Origin of the sequence: Thioalkalivibrio thiocyanodenitrificans ARhD 1, from assembly GCF_000378965.1 — a bacterium.
Taxonomy (GTDB): domain Bacteria; phylum Pseudomonadota; class Gammaproteobacteria; order Ectothiorhodospirales; family Ectothiorhodospiraceae; genus Thioalkalivibrio_A; species Thioalkalivibrio_A thiocyanodenitrificans.
In genome coordinates this window covers 1,309,583-1,328,361 of record NZ_KB900536.1, presented here as the reverse complement: position 1 = coordinate 1,328,361, position 18,779 = coordinate 1,309,583, and the positions used below count along the sequence as shown (strand labels likewise).

Genomic DNA, 18,779 nt, shown 5'->3' with positions numbered 1-18,779 from the left:
AGAGACAAAGATACAAGATACAAGATACAAGTGAAAACCAGGGGCGGATCCTGCCTTTGGCCTCTAAGTTCCGAAAGCGGCCGCAAGCCTCCTTGCCTCGGCCTCAGGATCCGGCCGGGCGAACACCCCGCTGATCACCGCGACCATATCCGCTCCGGCACGGATCACGGCCCGGGCGTTGTCTGCGTCGATGCCGCCGATGGCGCATATCGGGATGTCCAGGGTTTCATGCGCCTGGGCGATGAGCGCAAGCGGAGCCCGTACGGCGGCGGACTTCGTGGGGGAGGGGTAGATGGCGCCGAATGCCACGTAATCGGCGCCGTCCAGTTGCGCGGCGATGGCCAGATCCAGGCGGTCGTGGCACGTGATGCCGATGATGGCCCGGTCCCCGAGCTGGCGGCGGGCCTCGTTGAGCGGCATGTCGTCCTGGCCCAGATGCACACCATGGGCGCCCGCGGCAAGTGCCAGTTCCACGTCGTCGTTGACGATCAGCCAGGCACCATGCCTTGTGCACAATGCACGCAACGCGCCGGCTTCCCGCTCCCGGCGCCGCCTGTCGCCGGATTTGTCCCGGTACTGGATCAGACGGGCTCCGCCGCGCAGCGCCGCATCCACCCTGCTCTCCAGCCACCCGGGTTCCGGATGATGGTCGGGAGTGACGACATACAGGCCGTGCAGCGGATCAGTTCGAGTGGTCATTGCCCTCTCGGGGACTCGCCCAGAACAGGCGATTGGGCTGGCGCTGGCCCATGCCGATACGGTAGCCGTGGTTGAGTGCCTGCCACGTAAATTCCTGGGCCTCGTGAATGGCCGAGAGCGGTTCGGTGCCCTGTGCCATCAGGCCCGAGATGGCGGAGGCGAGGGTGCAGCCGGATCCGTGATAGCTGCCCTCCAGGCGGGGCCAGGAAAAGGTTTCGAGCTTGCGGTGATTGCCGTAGAGCACGTTCCGTACCTGGGGCGTGTTCTCGTGGGTGCCGGTGAGCAGCACGAACTCCGCGCCCTGATCCAGCAGTGACATGCCGCAGGCGTCCAGGTTGTCGGATTCCGGTGCGAGACGGCGGGCTTCCAGGCTGTTGGGGGTGAGTACCGTGGTCAGGGGAAGCAGCAGGCTGCGCATGCCGCCGATCACTTCCTCGTCGGCCAGTTCCGCGCCGCCTCCCGAGGCCAGCACCGGATCCAGCACCACGGGCAGGTCCGGGTAGTCCACGAGAATGGTGTGGATGGCCTGAACTGCCTCGATGGAGCCCACCATGCCGATCTTCACCGCCGCCACCGGCATGTCTTCCAGCACAGCGCGCGCCTGCTGGATGATCAGCTCTGCTTCCACGGGGGCGAAACCGATCACCTGTCCGGTATCCTGAACCGTCAGCGCGGTGATCACCGGCGCCGCGTGGCAGCCCATGCTGATGATGGATTCGATGTCCGCCTGGATGCCCGCTCCGCCGGTAGGGTCGTTGCCGGCCAGCGTCATGACCACCGGGACAGCGTCGTTCTGGTTCATGCTAAGCTCCGGGTCCTGCTATTGTTCAAGTGTATCATCGGCCGCACTGATCCTCTGCCGCCAGTCAACAGGGAGAAGCGTTTCCGTGAAGACTTATCAATGTGTCATCTGCGGGTTCATCTACGACGAATCCAAGGGCTGGCCCGACGAGGGCATTCCGCCGGGGACCCGATGGCACGATGTGCCCGATGACTGGACCTGCCCGGAATGCGGTGCCAGCAAGGACGACTTCGAGATGGTGGAACTGTGAGTGCAGGGGCGCAGCCCGAGCGACTGCGCCGTGATCCCCTGGAGACCCTCGCCCGGCTGGTCCGCGACCCCGGTGTATCCGTCACCCGGGAACTGGACGAGGCCCTGGAAGCCCTGGATATGGAAATGACGCGGCTGGCCGGGGCATTGCAGATCGAATACCTGGGCCCCGGGGTCGGCATGGCCGATATGAACGCGGAGCATGTCTATCGCCTGGTGGTGCGTCATCACGTGTGGGACACCACCACCGCCGGGTGGGGAGTAAGGGTCTGCGACGCCCTGGACAACAACGATCTGCGTCCCATGTGGTCCCTCCGGGGTGTCGGCCGCCTGCGCAAGCGGCAGCTTCTGGCCGTCCTGCCGGTGTTCTTTCAAGGCTATGCCGCGGCACTCGAAGCGGCCGGCGTGGCGGATACGCCGGCGGGGCGCCGTGTGCTGGAGATCGCCCGGGCGCTTGCCTGACCGCGGCGGCGGGCTGCCGGGAAGAACCCGGACCTTCCGGTCCGCCTGGCTGATCGGGACCTGCCGCGGATTTCCTTGCTATATTTCAGCATATTCCCCAGACCCCAGGCAGGTATTCGAGGTGTCCGAAGACACGGTGACCGTCCTCGTCGTGGACGACGATCCCCACGTGCGCGCCCTGCTGAACGACTATCTGTCGGCGCACGGATATGCGGTGTTCGAGGCCGACAGCGGTACCGCCTTGCGGCGCTTCATGCTGGAACAGCGGCCCCAGGTGGTGCTGCTGGACGTGGGGCTGCCGGGGGAGGACGGCCTGTCCCTGGCCCGTTACCTGCGTGAGCAGTTCGATCTGGGCATCATCATGGTGTCGGGGGCCGGTGAGACCGTGGACCGGGTCGTCGGCCTGGAAGTGGGCGCCGACGACTACATCACCAAACCCTTTGATCCCCGGGAATTGCGCGCGCGGCTGAAGAGCGTGGTGCGGCGCTATCAGCGCGGGGTGGTGTCGTCCGCGGTTTCGCCGGGCGCCGGGTCCACGCGACGCGTGGTCATGGGCCGCTGCCGGCTGGACCTTGACACCCGCCAACTGCTCGACGCCGAAGGCGCCGAGCTTCCGCTGACCGCCATGGAGTTCGATCTGCTGAGCGTGTTCGCCGGGCGTCCCAACCGGCCGCTGTCACGCGACCAGCTGATGCAACTGACCCGCAACCGGGAATGGGATCCTGCCGACCGCAGCATCGACATCCATATGACCCGTCTGCGGCGCAAGCTGGAGCAGGACCCGGAGCATCCGCGGGTGCTGCGCACGGTGCGCGGTGTGGGTTACATGTTCGTACCGGAACCGGCCGGGCCACCCGCGTAAACCGCCTGTTTCAAATGTTGCGCAATTGTAGCCCCGGCGTGCGGGCCGCGAAGCCGCTGATAGACTCCGGCCATGGGCATACCGAACCGAACAGGATGAGCGCATGGCCGTCTCCGATCCCCATGCCGGGTTCCGTTCCCTGATTGAACAGGGAACGCCGTTCCAGGAGATCCTGGATAACAGCACGGCGGTGATCTTCGTCAAGGACCGCGAGGGCCGCTATCTGCTGGTCAACCGCCGGTTCCTGCAGATCGTCGGCCGGCCTGCCTCGGACGTCCTCGGGCGCCTGGAATCCGAAGTGGTGCCCGAGGCCATGGCGGCCGATTTCCGGGAGAACGACCTGCGTGTGCTGGCGAGCGGCGAGCCGGTGGAGTTCGAGGAGACCTACGAGCTTCCCGACGGGGCGCACAGTTTCATCTCCCTGAAGTTCCCCATGCGTGATGCCGACGGCCGGGTCTATGCCGTCTGCGGCATGTCCACCGAGATCACGGCCCGCAAGCGCATCGAAGAGGCCCTGCGCAAGGTGGCCCTGGACGTGTCCGCTGCCGGCAGCGGCGACGTGCTCGCCGAGATCGCCTGTTCGCTGACCGAGACCCTGGGCGTGGACATGGCCCTGGTGGGCAAGCGCCTGCCGGGTGAACCGGTGCGCATCCAGGCGCTCGCGGCCTGCCTGGAAGGTGAGCAGGTGGGCCCCCTGGAATACCCGCTCGAGGGTACGCCCTGCGCCCACGTGGTGGGGCGCAGCTTCCAATACATCCCGGACGACCTGCAGACACGCTTCCCGGGGGACGGCCTGCTGGGGGAGTTCGGGCTGGAGAGCTACGCGGGCTATCCGTTGTTCGATTCCTCGGGGGATCCCACCGGGCTCGTCGCCGTGCTCCACCGGGGGCCCCTGCCGGATGCGGCGTTCACGGAATCCATCCTGCGCATCTTCTCCGTGCGGGCAGGGGCGGAACTGGAGCGTATCGCGGCAGAGGAGGCGCGCCGCGCCTCCGAATCCAGCTACCGGGCCATCATCGAAGCCAGCGAGGATGCCATCTATGTCCACGACATGGATACCGGTGCCATCGTCGACGTCAACCCAAAGGCGTGTGAGGCGCTGGGCTACAGCCGCGGGGAGATGCTCCGGATCAGCGTGGATCAACTCAGTTCCGGTGTCCCGCCCTACACGGGCGTGGAGGCGGCACGCCTGATGGACCGGGCGCGGCAGGGGGAGCCGATGTGCTTCGAATGGCACCGGCGCAATCGCGATGGTTCGCTGCACTGGGATGAGGTCTGGCTCAAGCGCATCCACCTGGGTGGCGTGGACCGCATTGTGGCCATCACCCGCGAGATCACCCAACGCAAGGAGCGAGAGGTGGCCCTCAGACGCAGCGAGGACCGGCTGCGGGCGACGGTGGAGGCCTCCCTGGACTGCATCATCGGCATGGACGTCGAGGGCCGCATCACCGAGTTCAATCCGGCCGCGGAGCAGTGCTTCGGGCTGCGCCGCGACGACGTGATGGGGCAGGTGCTTGCCGAACTGATCATCCCGCAAAGATTCCGTGCGGAACATCAAGCGGGCCTGATGCGCTTTCGCGAAACCGGCGAGGGGCCTTACCTGGGGCGACGCGTGGAGATCACGGCCCAACGTGCGGACGGCACGGAATTTCCCGCGGAACTGGCCATCGACGTGGTGCGTTCCGCCGAAGGCGATCTGTTCATCGGCTACCTGCGCGATATTACCGAGCGGCGCCTGGCGGAGGAGGGAAGGGCACAACTGGAGGCGCAGCTCCGTCAGGCACAGAAGATGGAGGCCATCGGCCATCTGACCGGCGGTATCGCCCACGATTTCAACAACATTCTTACGGGCGTCATGGGATACGTTGTCCTGGCCCAGGAGCGTGCCGCGTGCGCCGGTGATGACCGTCTGGTCCAGTATCTCGAACGGGCCTCGGAGTCTGCGCTGCGCGCCCGCGACCTGATCCAGCAGATGCTGACGTTCAGCCGTGGCCAACGGGGTGATCCGCGTCCCCTGGATCCGAACCCCCTGGTCAGGGAAGCCGTGAAACTGCTGCGCTCCACTCTGCCCGCCACGGTGTCCCTCAACACGCAACTGGCTGACGACGTACCGCCGGTGCGGGTGGACCCCGTTCAGGTGGAACAGGTGCTCATGAACCTGTGCATCAACGCCCGGGACGCCATGCAGGGGCACGGCGCAATCCGTGTGCGGTTACGCGGTCGCGACGCTGCGCAAGGCGTGTGCGCGTCATGCCGGGAGCCTGTCTCGGGGGATTTCGTGGAACTGTCCGTGGGTGACGAGGGTCCCGGTGTGGCACCCGCACATCTGGATCGGATCTTCGACCCTTTCTACACCACCAAGGGCGTGGGGCAGGGCAGCGGCATGGGGCTTGCCACGGTCCACGGGATCGTGCACGAGCACGGTGGTCACGTGGAACTGATCACAGCGCCGGGGAGAGGGGCCGAGTTCAGGGTCCTGCTGCCCGCGCTGGCACCGGAGACGCGGGCGGGCAGTGTGGCAATGGCGGATGCTGCGCCGATGGCCGGCCGTACACCTCCCCGCCTGCGGGGCAGGATGCTGCTGGCCGACGATGACGACACCGCCGGGGCATTCGTGGAGGAGCTGCTGCGCGGCTGGGGGCTCACGGTGGCGCGGGCCCATGACGGGGTCGAGGCGCGCGAGATGCTGGAGGCAGGCGAAGCCTTCGATGCCGCACTGCTCGATCGTGCCATGCCGGGCCTGTCGGGGCTCGAGGTGGCGGCCTGGGCACGGGACCATCGTCCCGACCTGCCCGTGGTGCTCTACACCGGCTACAGCGAGGATCTGCCCCGGCATACGCTCGAAGGGGCCGGCATCCGCGCTCTGGTGCACAAGCCCGTGGATATCCATGTGCTGTGGCGGGTGTTGCGGGATGTGCTGGGCGATGCCCAGGGAGGTCAGTGACCAGTGACGAGCGAATAGAAGGGGCGCCCCTTGCCTTCACCCGTCGTCACCATCAGTGACCGTAGGATGGGTCAAGCGAAGCGGACCCATGCTGAGCGCACGGTCACGAGTGGCCAGTGGCAGTAGGATGGGTCAAGCGAAGCGGACCCATGCTGAGCGCACGGTGACGAGTGACAAGTGACGGGCTGACAGGTCACTCGTCACGATCTTCTGTCTCCTGTCACGGCCTCTTCCGCATGGGTCCGCTGCGCTTGACCCATCCTACCGGTTGGCACTTTCCTCCTGTCTCCTCACAGCAAACGACATTCCGGCAACAATCCTCCGACACTTCCGCAACAGGGCCGATACACCCGTGGCCCAGACTCTCCATCAACGGAGCGTGGATTCCCCGCGGTTCCGGAAAACCAGGTGATGGAGGATTCAATCATGCTTAAGCGCATTCTCGTATTCGGCTACGGGGTGACCTGTTATGCCATCTTTTTTGCCACCTTCCTGTACGCGATCGGCTTCGTGGGCGATCTGGTCGTGCCGCGCACCATCGACGGAACGCCAACCGTGCCGTTGTGGATCGCATTGGTGGTGAACCTGTCCCTGCTGGGCCTGTTCGCCGTGCAGCACAGCGTCATGGCGCGGCCGGCCTTCAAGCGCTGGATCACCCGCTACATTCCGAAGGCGGCGGAACGCAGCACCTACGTGCTGATCTCGAGCATTGCACTGATCGTGCTGTTCCTGAACTGGGAGCCCATGGGCGGCGTGATCTGGCAGGTGGATAACCCGGTCGGCCAGGGGCTGCTGTACGGCGCCTATGCCTTCGGGTGGCTGCTGGTGCTGCTCGCCACGTTCCTGATCAACCACTTCGATCTGTTCGGTCTGCGCCAGGTGTGGCTGTACCTGGTCGGCCGTCCTTACACCCCGCTGACCTTCAAGACCCCGGCGCTCTATCGGATGGTGCGTCATCCCCTTTATGTGGGCTGGCTGTTCGCCTTCTGGGCCACGCCCGTCATGACGGCGGCGCATCTGGTGTTCGCGGTCATGACCACCGCCTACATCCTGATCGCCATTCAACTGGAGGAGCGTGACCTGATGGACGCGCATCCGGAGTACGCCGGTTACCGGCGCCGGGTGCCCATGCTGATCCCGCGCATCCGCGGGCGGCGCAAGCCGCAGGATCCGGCCGTCGAGACGGCCTGACGACGTACGGGGCCGGCCCCCGGCCGGCCCCCATTCCTACTTCCCGATTCGTACTTCTCACTTGAAAGAGGACTGCAACCATGGCTGCCACAAGCCCCATCCATTTCGACGTTGAACATCTGCGCGAGGAAGTGCTTCGTACCTACGATCGCGTGGCCCGTGATCCTCGCGGCGACTTTCACTTTCACCGCGGAGCCCGGTATGCCAGCGAGTACCTGGGCTATGACCCGGCGGAACTGGCGGAACTGCCTGAATCCTGCACCGCGCGTTTCGCGGGCGTGGGCAACCCGCTGCAGATCGGTAAGGTGATTGCCGCCGTGCCGGGGATGCGCCGGGAACATGCCGGTCCCTGCCCGGGGGAGACGGTGCTTGATCACGCCTGCGGTGCCGGTATGGATCTGCTGCTCGCGGCACGCCAGGTGGGCCCCAGGGGGCGCGCCATCGGCGTCGACATGACCCCGGCGATGCGTGCCTGTGCGCAGGCCTCTGCGGAACTGGCCGGGCTTTCCGGCCGTGTGCAGATCCGTGCCGGTTACATGGAGAGCCTGCCGGTGGACGACGGGAGCGTGGACCTGGTGATCTCCAACGGTGTCGTCAATCTCGCGCCGGACAAGACCCGCGTGTTTCGCGAGATCGCCAGGGTGCTGCGGCCGGGCGGACGGCTGTTCCTGGCCGACGTGGTGGTGCAGCGTGAACTGACCCTGGACGCCCGGGAGAATCCGGACCTGTGGGCCGCCTGCGTGGCCGGCGCCATGGTGGAGAGCGAGATCGCAACTCTGGCCTCTGAGGCGGGCCTGGTGGACGGACGGGTGGTGCAGCGTTTCGACTGCTTCCGCGATACCTCCGCTGAGGCCAAGGTGGCGAAGGATCTGTTCATTCAGGGTGTGAACTTCTACGCCCGCAGGGCGTAGGAACAGTGGCAAGTGGCAAGTGGTGAGGATGCCTTATCCTTGCCACTTGCCACTTCTCGCGCCGTGAGATAATGGGCCAGACCGTAGGATGGGCAAAGCGAAGCGTACCCATGCGGACGGCGGCGTCAGGAGTGAGAGGGTCTGTAGCGAGTGACAAGTGACAGGGGCTCGTCCCATGCTACTCGTCACCGTCCGTTCAGCATGGGTCCGCTTCGCTTGACCCATCCTACGGGACTTGCCACTTGCCACTTGCCACTTGCCACTTGCTACTTGCTACTTGCTACTTCTCGCGCAGCGAGATAATGGGCCAGTCCCGCGCCGCCGCGTGGTCGGCCAGGGCCTCGTCGGGGTCCACCGCGACCGGGTTGTCCACACGCTCCAGCAAAGGGATGTCGTTGTGGGAGTCGCTGTAGAACCAGCTGCCATCCAGGTTCTCCCCGTGCTCCCGGAGCCAGGCCTCGAGCCGCGTCACCTTGCCTCCCTGGAAGCAGGGCACCCCCTGAAGTTCCCCCGTATAGCGCCCGTCCCGGAAGGCGGGTTCCGTGGCCAGGAGGTCGTTCACCCCCAGGCGTTCGGCGATGGGCTCGGTAATGAACAGGTTCGTGGCAGTGATGATGAGCAGCGTGTCGCCGGCCTGGCGGTGCCTTGCCAGGAGCGCTTCGGCCGCCGGCAGGATCAGAGGCTCGATGCGCTCGGTCAGGAACCGGTTCCGCCAGCCATGGAGGGTCTCGACGTCATGTTCGGCCAGGGGCCTGAAGGCAAAGCGGCAGAATTCATGGATATCCAGCGTGCCGGCCTTGTACTGCTCGTAGAACACCCGGTTGGTGGCCTGGTAGGTATCGGCGTCCACGACACCGATGTCTGTCAGAAAGCGGCCCCATTCGTAGTCGCTGTCGCCGGCGATGAGGGTGTTGTCCAGGTCGAAGATGGCCAGTGTCACCGGGGTCTCCTGTGTCTGTGTATCGGGGACGCGGGGCATTGTATCGGATCGTGCCTGCCGGGTGAGGTCGGGAGATTTGCCCGCGCTGCGGGGTTGTGGAACAATGCAAAACATACCGGGGGTCATGGGTGGCTTTTGTAAGTGATTGATTGTGATGGATATAGACCGAATGTGGGCATCATCCTGAGCAATCGGGACAGACGCCTTTTCTGGGGGAAGCGTATCGGCCAGCAGGCCTGGCAGTTCCCGCAGGGAGGTATCCGTTGCGATGAACGGCCGCTGGATGCCATGTATCGCGAGTTGGCCGAGGAAACCGGCCTGCAGCGGGAGCACGTGGAGGTCATCGGCAGCACCCAGGATTGGTTGCGTTATCGCCTTCCCAAGCACCTGATCCGACGCCGTTCCAATCCGGTCTGCATTGGCCAGAAGCAGATATGGTTCATGCTGCGTCTGGTCGGCGACGAGACCTGCGTGCGGCTCGATGCGGTGCCGACGCCGGAGTTTGACTCGTGGCGCTGGGTCGATTACTGGCGCCCCATGCGCGAGGTGGTGTTTTTCAAGCGTCATGTATACCGCAGGGCCCTGCACGAACTGGCCCCTCTGCTGTTTCCGGAGGGTGTCCCGGGCCGGCAACGCTGGAACGATTCCCGCCGGGGGGAGGGCGTTTGACCGAACCGCTTGCAGCATTGCGGGTTCCCTGCCGGGGGGAGCCCGCATCCATAGTGTCTCCGGGCCGGTCCGGGCGGGCGGGTCCTCATGCTTGACATACTCAGACGCATCGTTCAGGAAGTCAGCGCCGCCGAGGATCTGACCCAGGCACTGGATATCATCGTCCAGCGGGTCAAGCAGGCGATGTCCATCGATGTGTGTTCCGTCTACCTGATGCTGCCCGACCGGCAGCACCTGCTCCTCATGGCCTCGGAGGGCCTCAATCCCGATTCCGTGGGCCATGTGCGCCTGGGCCTGGGTGAGGGTCTGGTGGGTCTGGTGGCCGAGCGGGCCGAACCGGTCAACCTGGACAACGCTACGGACCATCCCCTGTTTCGCTACTTCCCGGAGACCGGCGAGGAGCGCTACCACGCCTTTCTGGGCGTGCCCATCATCCATCACCGGCGGCTACTGGGTGTGCTGGTGGTGCAGCAGGGCGAGCGGCGGCGTTTCGATGACCAGCATGTGGCCTTTCTCATCACCCTCGCCGCACAGTTGTCCGGCGCCATCAGCCACGCGGAGCTCACCGGCGAGGTGGGTCACGGACGCGGGCGCCAGCGCCAGTCCAATCTGCAGATCACCGGCATCCCCGGCGCATCCGGCGTGGCGCTTGGCATGGCAGTGGTGGCCTACATGGCGGCGGATCTGGAAGCCGTGCCGGATCGGGAACCGGTGGTCTCGGCGGAGGCGGAAATCAAGGCCTTCAAGGCGGCGGTGAGCCGGGTTCAGGAGGAGATGGGGGAGATCAAGGAGCGCATGGCGGGGGTGCTGCCGGCAGAGGAGCGCCTGCTGTTCGATGCCTACGTGATGATGCTCAACAGTGACAGCCTCCTCACGCGTACCGTGGAGCGCATCCAGGAGGGCAGCTGGGGGCCCGCCGCGCTGCGCGACACCATCCGGGAGAATTCCCGTACCTTCGAGGAGATGGATGATCCGTACCTGCGGGAGCGGGCCTCGGATCTGCGCGATATCGGCCGGCGCATCCTCACCCATCTCGAATCCAGCCACCGCACGCCCGACGAGTTCCCCGAGCGGACCATCCTGATCGGCGAGGATCTGACCGCCACGCAGTTGGCCGAGGTGCCCGTGGAGCGACTGGCGGGCCTGGTCTCGGCGCGCGGCACGGGCTCCTCCCACGTGGCGATTCTGGCTCGGGCCATGGGTATCCCGGCGGTGATGGGCGTGTCAGACCTGCCGGTGGGCCGGCTGGAGGGCCGCGAGGTTGTGGTCGATGGCTACCGCGGCCAGATCTTCATCCAGCCGAGCCGGGAACTGCGCGAGGAGTTCCAGCGCCTGGTGGATGAGGAGCGCGAACTCACCGAGGGCCTGCGCAACCTGGCCCTGGAACCGGCCACGACCCAGGACGGGATCATCATCCCGGTCTATGCCAACAGCGGTCTGCTGGCGGATATCAACCCCTCCAAGCAGTCCGGCGCCGACGGTATCGGACTGTATCGCACCGAAGTGCCGTTCATGGTGCGCGACCGATTCCCCAGCGAGGAGGAGCAGATCGGCATCTACCGCCAGATCCTGGCCTCTTTCGACCCGCGACCCGTGACGCTGCGCACCCTGGATGTCGGCGGTGACAAGGCCCTGCCGTACTTTCCGGTCAAGGAGGACAACCCTTTCCTGGGTTGGCGCGGCATCCGAATCACTTTGGATCACCCGGAGATCTTCCTCACGCAGCTGCGCGCCATGCTGCGTGCCAGCCAGGGTATGAACAATCTCAATATCCTGTTCCCGATGATCAGTTCCCTGGGCGAACTCAAGGCCGCCCAGCGTCTGCTGCAGCGTGCCCGGGAGGAGTTGCTGGACGAACATTACGTCATCCCCCTTCCCCGGGTGGGCGTCATGGTTGAAGTCCCCTCGGCCGTGTATCTGGCCGAGGCCCTGGCCCGGCGGGTGGATTTTCTCTCCGTGGGCACCAACGACCTGATCCAGTATCTGCTGGCGGTGGACCGCAACAATGCCCGGGTGGCGGAACTCTACATCGCCCTGCATCCGTCGGTGCTGCGTGCCTTGCAGCAGGTGACTGACGGCGCCCGCAAGGCTGGCAAGCCGGTGAGCATCTGCGGGGAGATGGCCGCCGATCCGGCAGCCGCCATTCTGCTCATCGGCATGGGCATCGACTCACTCAGCGTGAACGTGGCCTCTCTGGCGCGGGTGAAATGGGTGATCCGAAGCTTCTCCCGGGAGCGGGCCCGGGAACTGCTGGCCCAGTGCATGGAGATGGAGGAGCCGGAGGCGATCCGTGCCCTGCTCAACAATGCGCTGGTGCAGGCCGGACTGGGCGGCCTGGTGCGGGCAGGCAAAACCTGACCTGTAGGAGGCCCGACCCCGGGCCGAACGCCGTTGTGGGGAGAGGCACCGCTGTTCGCGGCGGGGTCGCCGCTCCTACGACTTGAGCCGCTGCATCAGCGCGAACACCGCGAATATTCCCAGCACCACCCCCATGGCGATCAGTCCGGGGATGACCTGCTTGCCGATCACCAGCACGACAATACCCACCAGCATGAACACGGGAATCTCGTTGAACCACCGGTACCACTGGTGGGTGTGGCGGTTGGCGTCCAGCCTGAAGTCGCGCACCAGCAGGCCGCACCAGACGTGATAGGCAATCAGCAGGAGCACCAGAAGGAGCTTCAGGTGCATCCAGCCGGCGAGGTAGGCCTGGGGGTTCATGGCGATCAGCCACAGCCCGAACAGGGTGGTGATCACGGCGCCGGGGGTCATGATGCCCCAGAAGAGCTTGCGCTCCATGACCTTGAAGCGCTCGTTTCCGGCGGCGTCCGGGGTTTCGGCGTGATAGACGAACAGGCGCGGCAGATAGAACAGGCCGGCGAACCACGTCACCATGAAGATCACATGCAGGGACTTGGCCCATAGGTAAGCGGTCATGGTCGGGTACTCATGCCGGCCGATCTCAGAGCCAGCGCTCGAGATTGCGTTCCACCGCGGCCCAGTCGATGTCCCCCAGCTTCTGGTAGACAATGCGACCGTCCGGCGAGATGAGGAACGAGGTGGGGGTCAGACGGATATTGCCGAAGGCCCGGGCGGCCTTGTCTTCCGTATCCAGAGCAATGGTGTATGGCAGGGCGCGGGCGCGGGCCACCTCCATCACGTGGTCCGGGCGGTCGTAGGACATGGCCACGCCGATGACCTCGAGTCCCCGCGCGTTGTAGCGCTCGTACAACTCCACCAGGTGCGGCATTTCGCGTATGCAGCTCACGCAGGTGGTGGCCCAGAACGTGAGCAGAATCGGCTGACCGCGCAGACCGTGGATGGAGACCGTGTCCCCGTCCAGTGTGCCGAGGCTGACCTCAGGCGCGGTGCGCATACCCTCCGGGGCAAGCCAAAGATACAGCCCCCCGCCGATCAGGGCCGCCACGATGGCGATTGCAAGGATGTCGCGGGTCTTCATTGCTTCCAGGTTTCCTGGGCCGGGCTGACGATCAGCGGGGAATCATACCCGTTGGAGCGGGCGCCGTTAAGGAAAGTTCGTTGCAGGATCAAGGGGCACACGTTCCGTGAACGGCGAGTTGCGGCCTCCGGCAGGGGCGGGTGGATTTCGCGAGGCCGTGCAATCGGGGTATATTCCACAGCCTGCATCATTGATGCATATCCGGAACAGCTGGCGGAGACATTGAAGTGATCAGGGCAGGTATCGTAGGTGCGACGGGCTACACGGGCGTGGAACTGCTGCGCCTGTTGTTCACCCATCCGGAGGTGGAACCGGTGGTGGTCACTTCCCGGGGCAACGCGGGCGAGGCCCTGGACACCCTGTTTCCGAATCTGAGGGGGCACACATCGCTCGCCTTTACCGAGCCGAATGCGGGCCGCCTGAGCGAGTGCGACGTGGTGTTTTTCGCCACGCCTCACGGGGTGGCCCACGGATTGGCCGGGGAACTGCTCTCCCGGGGGACCCGGGTCATCGATCTGTCCGCCGACTTCCGCCTCCGGGATCCGGATCTTTGGGCACACTGGTACGGCCAGTCCCATGGTGCCCCGGAATTGCTGGATCTGGCCGTCTACGGGTTGCCGGAGATCAACCGGGCGCACATTCCCGACGCCCGTCTGATCGCCGTGCCGGGTTGTTATCCGACTGCGGTCATCCTGGGCTTCGTCCCGCTTCTCGAGGGGGGGCTGGTGGACGCCGGGCGGCTGGTGGCGGATGCCAAGTCCGGGGTCAGCGGTGCCGGACGCAAGGCCCAGGTCGGCACGTTGCTGTGCGAGGCGAGCGAGAGCTTCAAGGCCTACGGGGTGGCCGGTCACCGCCACCTGCCGGAGATTCTCCAGGCGCTCGCCGAGGTGGCGGGTGCGGCGCCTCGCCTGACCTTCGTGCCCCATCTGGTCCCCATGATCCGGGGTATCCATGCCACGCTCTATGCCACCCTGTCCGATTCCGGGGCGGACCTTCAGGCGGTCTATGAGCAACGCTACCGGGATGAACCCTTCGTGGATGTGATGCCGGCAGGCAGTCACCCGGAAACCCGGAGCGTGCGCGGCACCAACCGTTGCCGTGTGGCGGTCCACCGGCCCGGGGACGGTGATACCGTGGTCGTGCTCTCCGTGATCGATAATCTGGTCAAGGGTGCCTCGGGCCAGGCCATTCAGAACCTGAACCTCATGTTCGGGCTGGCGGAGACGACGGGCCTGGACGGTATCGCCGTACTGCCCTGACGCGATGAGAGGCCGGTCCGGGGCATATCGGGTTCACTATCACCGTCCCTTCCGGCGGATCCTGCTCTGGCTCGTGCTGGTGCCGCTGCTGGCCGCCGGGGGCTGGGCACTTTACCAGGCGGGTTACACCATGGGCAGCGATGGAGGGTCCACGGCCCGTGATGAAGCCCGGGATCTCCAGCGGCGTCTCTCGGCCCTGGAACGAAGCCACCGTGAGTTGCTGCAGCGCAATGCCCGGCTGGAACGGGATCAGCTGATCGCCGAGGAGACGGCCCGGCGGGTACGGGAGTCCGTGGGCGACATGGAGACGCGGTACCGGGCCATGCAGGAGGAACTCACCTTCTACCGCAGCATCGTATCGCCGGAGGACATGGAATCGGGTCTGCATATTTACAGTCTCGACCTTGAGCCCGTCGGGTGGGACGGGGAGTATGTCTATCGGGTGGTCCTCACACAGATCCGCGGCAGCGGTACTGTGGAAGGCACGCTGGAACTGGCTCTGGTGGGCCGTCAGGGTGCGTCCCGGGTGGAGTTGCGGGGCGCCGATCTGGGAGAGGGGCTCCAGGGCAGTCAGGGATTCGGGTTCCGGTATTTCCAGAACCTGGAGGGCCGCATACGGGTACCGGCGGGCGTGACGCCGCGTTCCGTGCGGGTGGTCGTGCGCACGGAGGGGGATTCTCCCCGCCAGGTCGAGCAGGATTATGCGTGGGATACCGCGCTCAATAGGTAAAACGGGGGGTGTATCTTGTTGAGAAGACGAAGAAAATCCGGGTCCGCACAGGTGGATACGCTGGTGGGACAGTACACCGCCGTGGAGGGCAATGTGCGTTTCTCGGGCGGTCTGCACGTGGAAGGGACGATTCGCGGCGATGTCTATGCGGACGACGCCGAGCGTTCCTCGATCCTCATCCTCAATGAAACCGGCCGGATCGAGGGCGAGGTGAATGTGCCCCGGGTGGTCATCAACGGTACGGTTGAGGGCGACGTGCATGCGTCGGATCGGATGGAACTTGCTTCCAAGGCGCGAATCACAGGCAGTGTCTACTACCACCTGATCGAGATGGCCATGGGTGCCGAGGTGAACGGGAGCCTAATCAAACGCTCCAACGAGAAGCCGCGTCTGGAGTACATCCGGTCCGCGGATAAGGCGTCTGAGCCGGGTGAACCGGGCCCCGACGATCCCGATGTGTCCCGGGCGAATTCTTGACTGTCTCGGTCAACAAATGCTAATTTAGGTCATCAGACATCGAACAGAACCGCGTTCGGAGAGTATGCCCATGAGTGCAACTGAAACCGCAAACGAAACCATGCCCAGCCCGCTGATCTTCACGGATTCGGCGGCCTCCAAGGTCAAGACTCTGATCGAGGAGGAAAACAACAGTGCCCTGAAGCTGCGGGTGTTCGTCAGCGGCGGTGGCTGTTCCGGCTTCCAGTACGGTTTTACCTTCGACGAGAGCATCAACGATGGTGATACCGTGGTGGAGAACGGTGGCGTGACCCTGCTGATCGATCCCATGAGTTTCCAGTACCTGGTGGGCGCCGAGATCGATTACACCGAGGGCCTGGAAGGCGCCCAGTTTGTGATCCGCAACCCCAATGCCACCACCACCTGCGGCTGCGGCTCGTCGTTCTCTGCGTAAGCAGGCGCAGATGCCAGTGACAAGATGCGGGACGAAAGAGGGGGCGAAAGCCCCCTTTTTCATTTCTTGTATCCCGTATCCTGCACCTGGCATCTCCCCGGATAGATTCCCCCCAGGACAACCGCCTCACGGGCGCCCGTAACCTCCGGTACATTCCCCGGCCTCCCCGCCAGCGTCTCCCGGGCGAGCCACGCGAACGCCGCGGCCTCCACCCAGTCCGGCTCGACACCGAAATCCCCTGTATCCGAGACCCGGCGTCCGGCCATCAGCGCCGTCAGGCGCTCCATCAGCAAGCGGTTTCGCGCACCGCCGCCGCATACCAGGGCGCGGGCACCGGGGCTGGCGTGGGACGCCAGCGCCGCAGTGATGCTCTGCGCCGTAAATTCCAGAAGGGTGCGCTGCACGTCGTGCGGAGCGAGGTGTTCCTTTACACCGGAAAGGATCGCATCCAGCCAGGCGGGGCTGAAGTGTTCCGGACCCGTGCTCTTGGGCGGCGGCTGTCGCAGATAGGCGTCCGCCATCAGTGCGTCCAGCAGGGCCTTCGAGACCTTGCCCTGGCGGGCCCAGTCACCCTGGTTGTCGTAGGGCAGGTGTCGGTGCCGGCGTATCCAGTGGTCCATCAGGGTGTTGCCCGGGCCGGTGTCGAACCCGGTGATCGTGCCCCGGGCCGGCAGATGCGTCAGGTTGGCGATTCCGCCGATGTTGATCACCGCGCGGTCCTCCTCCGGTGCAGCGAACACGGCGCGGTGGAATGCAGGTACCAGGGGTGCACCCTGTCCGCCGGCAGCCATGTCGCGTCGCCGGAACTCCGCAACCGTGGTGATGCCGGTGCGCTGAGCGATGTGCTGGGGATCGCCGATCTGCAGGGTGAAGGGGGGGGTCGAGTCCGGCCGGTGGCGCACCGTCTGGCCATGGCTGCCGATGGCAACGATCGCGGCGGGCTCAAGCCCGGCTACCGAGATCACATGGAGTGCCGCCTCCGCAAACAGCTCTCCCACCTGCACGTCCATGGTGCCCAGTTCGTCAACCGTGGCGGCGGCCTGCGGGTCGGCCAGATGGCGCAGCCCGGCACGAAGCGCTTCGGGGATGGGATGGCTCAGGCTGGCCAGGAGGCTGGGGCGGCGACGCTCGCCAAGGTCCACCGCCACTGCATCCACGGCATCCATGCTGGTGCCGGAGATGAGCCCCACGAACGGGGCGTCACCCGGTGGGGTCATTGCTCGACCTGGGCCAGGGTCAGGCGGCGGTACATGTCCATCTGGGACAGCAGCGGCGCGGTCTTGGCCTTGAAGTCGGCCAGATACTTCTCCGGCAGGGGATCCGCATCCGGCAGTTTGACGGTGAGCGGATCGCGATGGACGCCATTGACCAGGAATTCGTAGTGCAGGTGCGGACCCGTGGCCATGCCGGTCATGCCGATATAGCCGATCACCTGCCCCTGGCGTACGCGGTTGCCCACCCCGGTATTCCGGGCGTAGCCGTTCATGTGGGCATACAGGGTGCGGTATTGCTGGCCGTGCTGGATGATGATGGTCTTGCCGTAGCCGCCCCGGGTGCCCCGATGCACGATTCGGCCGTCGCCGGATGCGCGGATGGGCGTGCCGGTGGGCGCCGCGTAGTCCACGCCGCGATGCTGGCGCATGGTGTGCAATATCGGGTGACGGCGCGTGCCGAAGCGGGAGCTGATGCGCGCGAACTCCACCGGCGTGCGCAGGAAGGCCTTGCGCATGCTCCGCCCGTCCGGGGAATAGTAATCGGTGTCGCCTTCAGGAGTGGTGTAGCGCAGGGCCTGAAAGGAACTGCCGCGATTGATGAATTCGGCCGCCAGGATCGCGCCGTCGCGCACGTATTCCCCGTCCTGGTAGAGCTGCTGGTAGATGACCGTGAAATGGTCGCCCTCGCGCAGGTCCAGCGCAAAGTCGATGTCCCAGCCGAAGATGTTGGCCATGGACATGATCAGGTTGTCCGACATGCCCGCGTCCAGGCCCGCCTGGAAAAGGGAACTCCGTATCTTGCCCATGCCCTGGGTGACCCGGATCTCCATCTCCCGCTCAACCACATGGGCCTCATAGCCTTCCTCGCCGCGGGTCACGTGAAGACGCAATGTCCGATTCGGCTCATAGACCAGTTCCTTGAGCCGGCCGTCGTCCTTGAGCGCTCGGATCCTTTCACCGGGATGGATGGACCGCAGCATGGCCACGTCATCACCCAGGGACAGAATCGGATTGAGCTGGCTGTGAACCTCAAGCCGGCTGAAGATGGACGACAGCGTATCGCCCCGGCGCACTTCCACCTCGTCCCACTCCGCCGCTTCGGCTTGCAGCGCCTCTTCCACGTCGATGGCCGGGGCGGGCGCATCGATCTCCCGGACCGGGACCGGCAAGGCGAGCGCCATCTGGACGCGTGTGCCTGCGGCCTGCTTTTCGGTATCATGCGGAGCTTCACTGGCCGGCAGGGCGATCTCGACCGGCTGCGTGGGAGCGTTCGCGCCATGCTCCTGATTTTTTGCCAGGACCACCCCGAGCAGCACGACGCCGGCGGCCAGCGCCAGCCCCCTCAGCGGCCAGTGGGGCGAACCCCGGTCCGGCGCCCTGCCGAGGCGAGACTTGTAGTCCCTTTTGAAGAACGAATGATAATTCACGGATTATGCTTCGTATTGTTTTCGAGAGGTTAGCCCGAGCACCCGTTATG

Annotated in this window: 19 protein-coding genes; 12 read left to right on the top strand and 7 right to left on the bottom strand. The window is 65.3% G+C overall.

What is annotated here, in order from left to right; translation table 11 throughout:
• Positions 1 to 63: 63 nt before the first annotated feature.
• Entirely contained in the window at positions 64 to 699 is a 636-nt protein-coding gene (gene thiE / locus THITHI_RS0106270; RefSeq protein ID WP_026186107.1) for a thiamine phosphate synthase, read from the bottom strand.
• Positions 683 to 1,501, bottom strand: coding sequence for a bifunctional hydroxymethylpyrimidine kinase/phosphomethylpyrimidine kinase (gene thiD, locus THITHI_RS0106265; RefSeq protein ID WP_018232218.1), 819 nt, complete (start codon positions 1,499 to 1,501; stop codon positions 683 to 685). Before thiD ends, thiE begins: the two co-directional genes overlap by 17 nt.
• Before the next feature lie 85 nt (positions 1,502 to 1,586).
• On the opposite strand from thiD, the gene THITHI_RS0106260 reads away from it, so the two are divergent.
• The 6 genes from THITHI_RS0106260 to THITHI_RS0106235 all read left to right on the top strand — a co-directional run bounded on the left by THITHI_RS0106260 (position 1,587) and on the right by THITHI_RS0106235 (position 8,120).
• A complete protein-coding gene (locus tag THITHI_RS0106260) occupies positions 1,587 to 1,751 on the top strand; it encodes a rubredoxin (RefSeq protein ID WP_018232217.1) in 165 nt (54 codons plus the stop codon).
• 38 nt (positions 1,752 to 1,789) lie between these two features.
• The gene (locus THITHI_RS0106255) at positions 1,790 to 2,212 is read left to right on the top strand and encodes a hypothetical protein (RefSeq protein ID WP_232199451.1); all 423 of its coding nucleotides are present in this window, start codon (positions 1,790 to 1,792) and stop codon (positions 2,210 to 2,212) included.
• Positions 2,213 to 2,333: 121 nt separating this feature from the next.
• Positions 2,334 to 3,074: a response regulator gene (locus THITHI_RS0106250; RefSeq protein ID WP_018232215.1), complete on the top strand. Its 741-nt coding sequence runs from the start codon at positions 2,334 to 2,336 to the stop codon at positions 3,072 to 3,074.
• A gap of 103 nt (positions 3,075 to 3,177) precedes the next feature.
• A complete protein-coding gene (locus tag THITHI_RS0106245; RefSeq protein ID WP_018232214.1) occupies positions 3,178 to 6,018 on the top strand; it encodes a hybrid sensor histidine kinase/response regulator in 2,841 nt (946 codons plus the stop codon).
• 426 nt (positions 6,019 to 6,444) lie between these two features.
• Positions 6,445 to 7,209, top strand: a complete 765-nt coding sequence (mddA, locus tag THITHI_RS0106240; protein WP_198005582.1) for a methanethiol S-methyltransferase — start codon at positions 6,445 to 6,447, stop codon at positions 7,207 to 7,209.
• An 80-nt stretch (positions 7,210 to 7,289) separates the two neighbouring features.
• Positions 7,290 to 8,120, top strand: coding sequence for a methyltransferase domain-containing protein (locus tag THITHI_RS0106235; protein WP_018232212.1), 831 nt, complete (start codon positions 7,290 to 7,292; stop codon positions 8,118 to 8,120).
• Positions 8,121 to 8,400: 280 nt separating this feature from the next.
• On the opposite strand, the gene THITHI_RS0106230 is transcribed toward THITHI_RS0106235, so the two are convergent.
• Positions 8,401 to 9,060, bottom strand: a complete 660-nt coding sequence (locus THITHI_RS0106230) for a histidinol-phosphatase (protein ID WP_018232211.1) — start codon at positions 9,058 to 9,060, stop codon at positions 8,401 to 8,403.
• Positions 9,061 to 9,201: 141 nt separating this feature from the next.
• Between THITHI_RS0106230 and THITHI_RS0106225 the strand changes: the two genes are divergently transcribed.
• Complete coding sequence (locus THITHI_RS0106225; RefSeq protein ID WP_026186106.1) at positions 9,202 to 9,729, top strand: RNA pyrophosphohydrolase; 528 nt, start codon at positions 9,202 to 9,204, stop codon at positions 9,727 to 9,729.
• Positions 9,730 to 9,816: 87 nt separating this feature from the next.
• Positions 9,817 to 12,087, top strand: a complete 2,271-nt coding sequence (gene ptsP, locus THITHI_RS0106220; protein ID WP_018232209.1) for a phosphoenolpyruvate--protein phosphotransferase — start codon at positions 9,817 to 9,819, stop codon at positions 12,085 to 12,087.
• Positions 12,088 to 12,162: 75 nt separating this feature from the next.
• Here the strand turns inward: ptsP and hemJ are convergent, their stop codons facing one another.
• Complete coding sequence (hemJ, locus tag THITHI_RS0106215) at positions 12,163 to 12,666, bottom strand: protoporphyrinogen oxidase HemJ (protein WP_018232208.1); 504 nt, start codon at positions 12,664 to 12,666, stop codon at positions 12,163 to 12,165.
• A 25-nt stretch (positions 12,667 to 12,691) separates the two neighbouring features.
• Complete coding sequence (locus THITHI_RS0106210) at positions 12,692 to 13,189, bottom strand: peroxiredoxin family protein (protein WP_018232207.1); 498 nt, start codon at positions 13,187 to 13,189, stop codon at positions 12,692 to 12,694.
• Positions 13,190 to 13,416: 227 nt separating this feature from the next.
• On the opposite strand from THITHI_RS0106210, the gene argC reads away from it, so the two are divergent.
• From argC to erpA, 4 genes are all read left to right on the top strand, one after another.
• Entirely contained in the window at positions 13,417 to 14,448 is a 1,032-nt protein-coding gene (gene argC, locus THITHI_RS0106205; protein ID WP_018232206.1) for an N-acetyl-gamma-glutamyl-phosphate reductase, read from the top strand.
• Between the two features lie 4 nt (positions 14,449 to 14,452).
• Positions 14,453 to 15,178 carry a DUF6776 family protein gene (locus tag THITHI_RS0106200; protein ID WP_018232205.1) on the top strand — a complete coding sequence of 242 codons (726 nt, stop codon included), beginning with the start codon at positions 14,453 to 14,455 and terminating at the stop codon, positions 15,176 to 15,178.
• An 18-nt stretch (positions 15,179 to 15,196) separates the two neighbouring features.
• Positions 15,197 to 15,655 (top strand): bactofilin family protein, encoded by a 459-nt coding sequence (locus THITHI_RS0106195; protein ID WP_232199388.1) that lies wholly within the window; start codon positions 15,197 to 15,199, stop codon positions 15,653 to 15,655.
• 70 nt (positions 15,656 to 15,725) lie between these two features.
• Complete coding sequence (gene erpA, locus THITHI_RS0106190; protein ID WP_026186105.1) at positions 15,726 to 16,088, top strand: iron-sulfur cluster insertion protein ErpA; 363 nt, start codon at positions 15,726 to 15,728, stop codon at positions 16,086 to 16,088.
• Between the two features lie 59 nt (positions 16,089 to 16,147).
• On the opposite strand, the gene THITHI_RS0106185 is transcribed toward erpA, so the two are convergent.
• Positions 16,148 to 17,305, bottom strand: coding sequence for an anhydro-N-acetylmuramic acid kinase (locus tag THITHI_RS0106185; RefSeq protein ID WP_018232202.1), 1,158 nt, complete (start codon positions 17,303 to 17,305; stop codon positions 16,148 to 16,150).
• The gene (locus THITHI_RS0106180) at positions 17,302 to 18,729 is read right to left on the bottom strand and encodes a peptidoglycan DD-metalloendopeptidase family protein (RefSeq protein ID WP_018232201.1); all 1,428 of its coding nucleotides are present in this window, start codon (positions 18,727 to 18,729) and stop codon (positions 17,302 to 17,304) included. Before THITHI_RS0106180 ends, THITHI_RS0106185 begins: the two co-directional genes overlap by 4 nt.
• Between the last annotated feature and the right edge of the window lie 50 nt (positions 18,730 to 18,779).

Excerpts from the sequence above, each read along its gene's own strand:
- mddA (WP_198005582.1), top strand. The coding sequence starts at position 6,445 with ATGCTTAAGCGCATTCTCGTATTCGGCTACGGGGTGACCTGTTATGCC.
- THITHI_RS0106200 (WP_018232205.1), top strand. The coding sequence starts at position 14,453 with ATGAGAGGCCGGTCCGGGGCATATCGGGTTCACTATCACCGTCCCTTC.
- THITHI_RS0106235 (WP_018232212.1), top strand. The coding sequence starts at position 7,290 with ATGGCTGCCACAAGCCCCATCCATTTCGACGTTGAACATCTGCGCGAG.
- THITHI_RS0106210 (WP_018232207.1), bottom strand. The coding sequence starts at position 13,189 with ATGAAGACCCGCGACATCCTTGCAATCGCCATCGTGGCGGCCCTGATC.
- hemJ (WP_018232208.1), bottom strand. The coding sequence starts at position 12,666 with ATGACCGCTTACCTATGGGCCAAGTCCCTGCATGTGATCTTCATGGTG.
- THITHI_RS0106185 (WP_018232202.1), bottom strand. The coding sequence starts at position 17,305 with ATGACCCCACCGGGTGACGCCCCGTTCGTGGGGCTCATCTCCGGCACC.
- ptsP (WP_018232209.1), top strand. The coding sequence starts at position 9,817 with ATGCTTGACATACTCAGACGCATCGTTCAGGAAGTCAGCGCCGCCGAG.
- THITHI_RS0106245 (WP_018232214.1), top strand. The coding sequence starts at position 3,178 with ATGGCCGTCTCCGATCCCCATGCCGGGTTCCGTTCCCTGATTGAACAG.
- thiE (WP_026186107.1), bottom strand. The coding sequence starts at position 699 with ATGACCACTCGAACTGATCCGCTGCACGGCCTGTATGTCGTCACTCCC.
- thiD (WP_018232218.1), bottom strand. The coding sequence starts at position 1,501 with ATGAACCAGAACGACGCTGTCCCGGTGGTCATGACGCTGGCCGGCAAC.
- erpA (WP_026186105.1), top strand. The coding sequence starts at position 15,726 with ATGAGTGCAACTGAAACCGCAAACGAAACCATGCCCAGCCCGCTGATC.